General features: G+C 62.8%; 7 protein-coding genes and 1 other RNA gene. 6 read left to right on the plus strand and 2 right to left on the minus strand.

Annotated elements, in window-relative coordinates; genetic code table 11:
* Positions 1-4 precede the first annotated feature (4 nt).
* The 3 genes from P3T25_RS16425 to P3T25_RS16435 all read left to right on the plus strand — a co-directional run bounded on the left by P3T25_RS16425 (position 5) and on the right by P3T25_RS16435 (position 1892).
* Positions 5-718: an HAD family hydrolase gene (locus P3T25_RS16425; RefSeq protein WP_154566301.1), complete on the plus strand. Its 714-nt coding sequence runs from the start codon at positions 5-7 to the stop codon at positions 716-718.
* 190 nt (positions 719-908) lie between these two features.
* Positions 909-1278, plus strand: a transfer-messenger RNA (tmRNA) gene (gene ssrA / locus P3T25_RS16430).
* Positions 1279-1523: 245 nt separating this feature from the next.
* A complete protein-coding gene (locus tag P3T25_RS16435) occupies positions 1524-1892 on the plus strand; it encodes a COG4315 family predicted lipoprotein (protein ID WP_154566300.1) in 369 nt (122 codons plus the stop codon).
* A 122-nt stretch (positions 1893-2014) separates the two neighbouring features.
* On the opposite strand, the gene P3T25_RS16440 is transcribed toward P3T25_RS16435, so the two are convergent.
* Positions 2015-2281 carry a hypothetical protein gene (locus tag P3T25_RS16440; RefSeq protein ID WP_154566299.1) on the minus strand — a complete coding sequence of 89 codons (267 nt, stop codon included), beginning with the start codon at positions 2279-2281 and terminating at the stop codon, positions 2015-2017.
* A gap of 109 nt (positions 2282-2390) precedes the next feature.
* Positions 2391-3470 (minus strand): substrate-binding domain-containing protein, encoded by a 1080-nt coding sequence (locus P3T25_RS16445; protein WP_154566298.1) that lies wholly within the window; start codon positions 3468-3470, stop codon positions 2391-2393.
* A gap of 134 nt (positions 3471-3604) precedes the next feature.
* On the opposite strand from P3T25_RS16445, the gene P3T25_RS16450 reads away from it, so the two are divergent.
* The 3 genes from P3T25_RS16450 to P3T25_RS16460 all read left to right on the plus strand — a co-directional run.
* Positions 3605-4090 (plus strand): NAD(P)H-dependent oxidoreductase subunit E, encoded by a 486-nt coding sequence (locus P3T25_RS16450; RefSeq protein WP_429358385.1) that lies wholly within the window; start codon positions 3605-3607, stop codon positions 4088-4090.
* Positions 4087-5658: a formate dehydrogenase beta subunit gene (locus P3T25_RS16455; RefSeq protein ID WP_429358386.1), complete on the plus strand. Its 1572-nt coding sequence runs from the start codon at positions 4087-4089 to the stop codon at positions 5656-5658. The genes P3T25_RS16450 and P3T25_RS16455 overlap by 4 nt, the downstream gene beginning before the upstream one ends.
* A 14-nt stretch (positions 5659-5672) precedes the next feature.
* Positions 5673-6067, plus strand: a 395-nt coding sequence (locus P3T25_RS16460; protein WP_429358387.1) for a 2Fe-2S iron-sulfur cluster-binding protein, incomplete at its 3' end; no start/stop codon positions are given.

A 6067-nucleotide genomic window follows, 5' to 3' on the forward strand; every position in this document is an offset into this window, starting at 1 on the left:
ATCAATGAGCGATCCCACGCCCCTGCCTCAACGCGAAGACAACGACGACGCGCTCGGTCTTTGCCAGGCTGTCCTGTTCGACCTCGACGGCACACTGGCCGATACCGCGCCGGATCTTGCGGCCGCCGTCAACAAAATGCGCCATGATCGCAGCCTCCAGATGGTGCCGCTCGAAGACCTGCGGCCGCTCGCGTCCGCGGGTGCGCGCGGGCTGATCGGCGGGGCCTTCGGCATCGGCCCCGAGGATCACGAGTTCGCGTCGATGCGCGAGGAGTTTCTCGCCAACTATGAAGCAGACTTGTGCATCGAGACCACGCTGTTTCCCGGCATTCCCGAATTGCTCGACGATCTCGACGCGCGGGGCGTGCGCTGGGGCATCGTGACGAACAAGGTAGCAAGGCTCACCGAGCCGCTGATCGCGCAACTCGGCCTCGAAGAGCGCGCCGGCTGCGTGGTGAGCGGCGACACGACCCCGCATTCGAAGCCGCACCCCGCGCCCCTGTTGCACGCCGCACGTGAGCTGGATGTGGTGCCGGAGCGCATCGTCTACGTCGGCGACGACTTACGCGATGTGCAGGCGGGTTTTGCGGCCGGCATGAAGACCATCGCGGCCGCTTACGGTTACTGCGGCAACGACATTCCGCCGACGCAATGGCACGCGCAGCATGTCGTGCACTCGCCCTCGGAATTGCAGAAGCTGCTACGCGACATCGAGTGAAGGGCTGAGCGGCTGAGCGCATACAGTGAACGCGGCAGACATGGCGTACGCAATGCGGCGCGTTGCCGCTTCGCCACGACAGCGCAGCAGCCTACCAGGACGACAAGACATCAAGGCAATCAGCCAGGACGTGGCCTTCAAACTATTGTAAAATCTCCGTCTGGCCCAGACATTTTGGGCAACGAACCGCGGGGGCGACCTGGTTTCGACAGGGGTTGCGAAGCGGCTAGGGCATACCGAGGACCCGTCACCTCGTTAATCAATGGGAAAAACGTAACTGCAAACGACGAAACGTTCGCACTGGCAGCCTAAGGGCCGCCGTCCTCTGCCTAGTTCACTGACGGGCTAGAGTCGCAAGACCGGTAGCAATACCGACAGAGGTCATATACGTCAGTTAAGTCTTGGCGGCGTCACGACGCCAAGGTCGAAAATCTAGTGAATCGCCGTCACGCAGCGTGTTCGTCCGCGTCGTGGTGGTTAAATCAAATGACAGAACTAAGTATGTAGAACTAGTCGTAGAGTGCTTCTGGACGCGGGTTCGATTCCCGCCGCCTCCACCAGAACATCGTTTGAAGCTGCACCATCAAGACTCACTCAAAACCCGTAAGCGGCCTGCTGCTTGCGGGTTTTTTGTTGGCTACCTATAAAACAGAAGGCACGCTCATCGAGCGGGCCTTTTTGCTGGCGCGTATCAAAGCTGCGTGAAGCCAAGGGAATAAACGCATCCCTTCAATCGTTTATTCCCCACGCGCGACCGCACGCTGCGTTCCGCGCGAGACCAACACCAAAATCAGGAGCCGACATCATGCGCAAGACTCTCTTCTGCCTCTCCACGCTGACTCTCCTCGCACTGCAGCAGACTGCTTTTGCCGAAGCCCCGAAGATCGTCGATGGCCGCTTCGTCACGGCGGACGGCATGACGCTCTATACCTTCGACAAAGACACCACGCCCGGCACGAGCGCCTGCACCGGCGGCTGCACGAGCTATTGGCCTGCTGCGGTAGCGAGCTCGTCGGACAAGCCGTCAGGCGACTGGACCGTGATTCCGTCGGCCGACGGCAAACAGCAATGGGCTTATAAAGGCCATCCGCTGTATCGCTACGCGGCCGACAAGCAAGCGGGCGACATGAAGGGGGATGGCTTCAAGGACATGTGGCACACGGCGAAGCCATAACCGATAGCCGCTGAACGACGGACCAGAACCGAGAGACTTTATAAAAACACTCAATCGAAAACGCCGGCTGCAAGCCGGCGTCTCGAACGAATACAAAACGGAACACGAAAGCGCTGATTCGCTTATTCGTCTTTAGGACACTGCAAATTACACCCGTTCGGATCGCCATTGTCGCCGCGCTTGCGCATGGCTGACTTTTTGTTGGACTGGAATTTGTCCGAGGGCGCGGACGCCGCAAATGGCATCTGCGGATGCTCGGCAAGACGGAACTGATCTTGCAGGATACCGCCCGGCACACCCGGCGAATTCTGTGCGAAAGCAACCGAAGCGGTGGCGAGAAGCACCCCGGCCGTCGCTGCCGCAGCACATGCGTGAAGAAGAACTTTCATATCGGTTCAGCGCGGCATAGCGCGCGGTTAAGGCGTAAGCGGAAGGATAGAGATTATCCCAAACAAACGCCCGTCGCAGCGGCGACGGCACCAATTTGTTTACAGTTGCTTACACCGCACCTGGACCAAGTCCCACATCGAGATCGAGCAGCTTGCCGCAGTCGCGTGGATCGTAACCTTCGAGCTGTTCGACGCCATGCCGAAACGCCGCGCCGCGCAGCAAACCGATCACCGTTGCGAGCGGCGCGCGCTCCAGGCGGGCGCGGTCGCAGGCGAAGTAATAGTCTTCGTCGACGATCGGAATGAAGTCGAGCCCGAAGTGATGCGCCGCCGGCTCGACGCCAAAACCCACGTCTGCCATGCCGCTTGCCACGAACGCCGCGATCGCCGAGTGCGTGAGTTCCGCCGACGCATAGCCGTTGACCCGATCCGGATCGACTCCGACTTTTCGTAGCGCGAGATCGAGCAGCATGCGCGTCCCAGAACCGGGCTGACGATTGACGAAGCGAATGTCGTCGCGCGCGAGATCGCTCAGGCCGCCGATGCCCTTTGGATTCCCCTTGCCGAGAAAGAGGCCCTGCTTGCGCTTCGTCAGATGCACGAGCACGTGACGCTGCGGATCGAGCCAGCGCCGATAGGTATCGGCGCATGCCGCGCGAAACTCGCCTAGCGGCAAGTGAAAGCCGGCCAGATCACATTCGCCGCGGGCGAGCGCGCTCACCGCGTCCGCGCTGTCGCGGTATTTGATATCGACCGGCAAGTCGTTTGCGACCAGCGCCGTCACCAGCGCCGCCACGGCGTAACCGTGCGACGCGTAGATCCGCACGTCGTCGGCGGCCGGCGCGAGCCAGCGGTTCAGGTCGCTGGCGACTTCGCTCGCCAGCGCCTGCATGTTGCCGTCGAGCCGCTCGCCGCACAGGCGCTGCGCGCGCAGCACGGCCTGACCGAGCTCGGACAGCACCGAACCTCGCCCACGCTCCTTCGCGATCAGCGGGCCACCCAAACGCTCCTCGATGCTGCGCAACAAACCCCACGCGTGGCGGTAGGACAAACCCTTAAGCGTCGCCGCCTGCGCGATGCTGCCGGATTCGTCCACCAGCGCCAGCAGCGGCACGACGTCCGACAGGCTTGCCTCACGGCCATCCGGGCCCTTCACAACCAGTTGCGCCTGGCACTCGATCCTGATCATATATGTTCAACTCTTTCCTATTGCACGAGGCGTATCACCCGCCTATTGTTCGGCTATCCCATATCGAATATACGAAGCATATGTGCGCACATTATGAATGACAAGTGCATATATGACTTTGGAGGAGCCCCCACTTGGACGATTCCATCGCCGTCGCGCCGGAGCAGTTGGTGCAGCGTCACGCGCAGCCGGGCAGGTCGCTGCTAGCGGTACTGCACGCCATTCAGGACGAACTCGGTTACGTGCCGCCCGACACGGTTGCGCCTCTCGCACGTGCCATGAACCTGTCGCGCGCGGAAGTGCATGGCGTCATCACCTACTACCACCACTTCCGCACGCAGCCCGCCGCACCCGTCACGGTGCAACTGTGCCGCGCCGAAGCATGCCGCAGCATGGGCACCGAGGCGCTCGCACAGCATATCGAGACGCACACCGGCTGCCGTTTCGACGCGGAGCATCGGCATGGCGAGACGGTCGAGCTGGAATCCGTCTATTGCCTCGGCCAATGCGCGCTGTCGCCGGCGATGATGGTCAACGGCACGCTGCACGCGAAAGTGACGCCGCAAAAATTCGACGCGCTCTTTGCCGCCGCCAACAAATGCGTGGAGGTGACGGCATGACGCGCATCTACGTTCCCTGCGATTCGTCGGCGCTTGCGCTCGGCGCCGATGCTCTGGCTCAAGCGATCGAATCCGAAGCCGCACGTCGCGGCATTGCAATCGAACTGGTCCGCAACGGTTCGCGCGGTTTGCTGTGGCTCGAACCGCTCGTCGAAGTTGCGACGGCTGAAGGCCGAGTCGGCTATGCAAACGTCGAAGAGAGCGACGTTGCCGCGCTGTTCGACGCCGGCTTCATCGAAGGTGGCGAGCACGCCCGCCGTGTCGGTGTGGTCGATGACATACCGTATCTGAAGAAGCAACAGCGCCTGACCTTCGCGCGCATCGGTATCACCGATCCGCTTTCCGTCGACGACTACGTCGCCCACGGCGGCCTCGAAGGTCTCAAGCAAGCCCTGCAAACCGACGGCGACGCCGCCTGTGAAGCGCTGATCGAATCCGGCCTGCGCGGCCGCGGCGGTGCAGCTTTCCCCGCCGGCATCAAATGGCGCACGGTACGCGGCGCGAAAGCGGCGCAGAAATACATCGTCTGCAATGCGGACGAAGGCGACTCCGGCACCTTCTCCGACCGTCTCGTGATGGAAAGCGACCCGTACGTGCTGATCGAAGGGATGATCATTGCGGGCGTCGTGACCGGTGCGACAGTCGGCTATATCTACGTGCGCAGCGAATATCCGCACTCGATCGCGACGCTCGAAGCCGCGATCGCCAAAGCGCGCGCCGCCGGTTGGCTGGGCGACAGCGTGCTCGGCTCGGCGGCGCATCGCTTCGAACTGTTCGTGGCGAAAGGCGCAGGCGCTTATGTCTGCGGCGAAGAAACCGCGCTGCTCGAATCGCTCGAAGGCAAACGCGGCATCGTGCGCGCGAAGCCGCCGGTGCCGGCGCTAGTCGGCCTTTACGGCCAGCCGACGGTGATCAACAACGTCATCACACTCGCGACGGTGCCGATCATCTTCGCGCGCGGTGCGGCGTTCTATAAAGACTTCGGCATGGGCCGCTCGCGCGGCACGCTGCCGTTCCAGCTCGCCGGCAATGTGAAGCAAGGCGGCCTGGTCGAGCTGGCGTTCGGCGTCACGCTGCGCGAACTGCTCTACGACTACGGCGGTGGCACGGCAAGCGGACGCCCGGCACGCGCCGTGCAGGTCGGCGGCCCGCTCGGCACGTATTTGCCGGAAAGCCAGTGGGACATCCCCATGGACTACGAAGCGTACGCGGCCGTCGGCGCGGTGGTCGGCCACGGCGGCATCGTCGTGCATGACGACACATCGAATCTCGCCGAACTCGCGCAATACGCGATGCACTTCTGCGCGCTGGAATCGTGCGGCAAATGCACGCCGTGCCGGATCGGCTCGACGCGTGGCGTCGAAGTGATCGGACGGATCCGCAACGGCGATACGTCTACACGGCAGGTGCAGTTGTTGCGCGATCTGTGCGACACGATGGTATCCGGTTCGCTCTGCGCGATGGGCGGCATGACGCCGTTCCCGGTGTTGTCCGCGCTCGACCATTTCCCCGAAGACTTCGGTCTCGACAACGTACACGACCTCGCGCCCAAAGCGGCTGCGGCCTGACCCAGGAGCCTCACATGTCCGATGTGCTCAACTCCCCTGCTGGCGCCCCGAAGGAAGTCCCCTTGGGTGGCGGCTGCGGCTCCGGTAACTGCGCGTGCAAATCGCAAGCACAAGCGCAACGTGCGCCCCGCTCGTTCTTTGACGACACCGACTACGGCACACCCGCGCGTCATGCCGACGTCGACGTCACACTGGAAATTGACGGCCAGGCGGTGACGGTTCCGGCCGGCACTTCCGTGATGCGCGCCGCCGTCGAAGCCGGCGTCAACGTACCCAAGCTCTGCGCGACCGATTCGCTCGAACCGTTCGGCTCATGCCGTTTGTGCCTCGTCGAGATCGAAGGCAAGCGCGGCTACCCCGCTTCGTGCACGACGCCTGTCGAAGCCGGCATGAAGGTCCGCACGCAAAC

The organism is Paraburkholderia sp. GAS32, from assembly GCF_050434225.1.
GTDB lineage: Bacteria > Pseudomonadota > Gammaproteobacteria > Burkholderiales > Burkholderiaceae > Paraburkholderia > Paraburkholderia madseniana.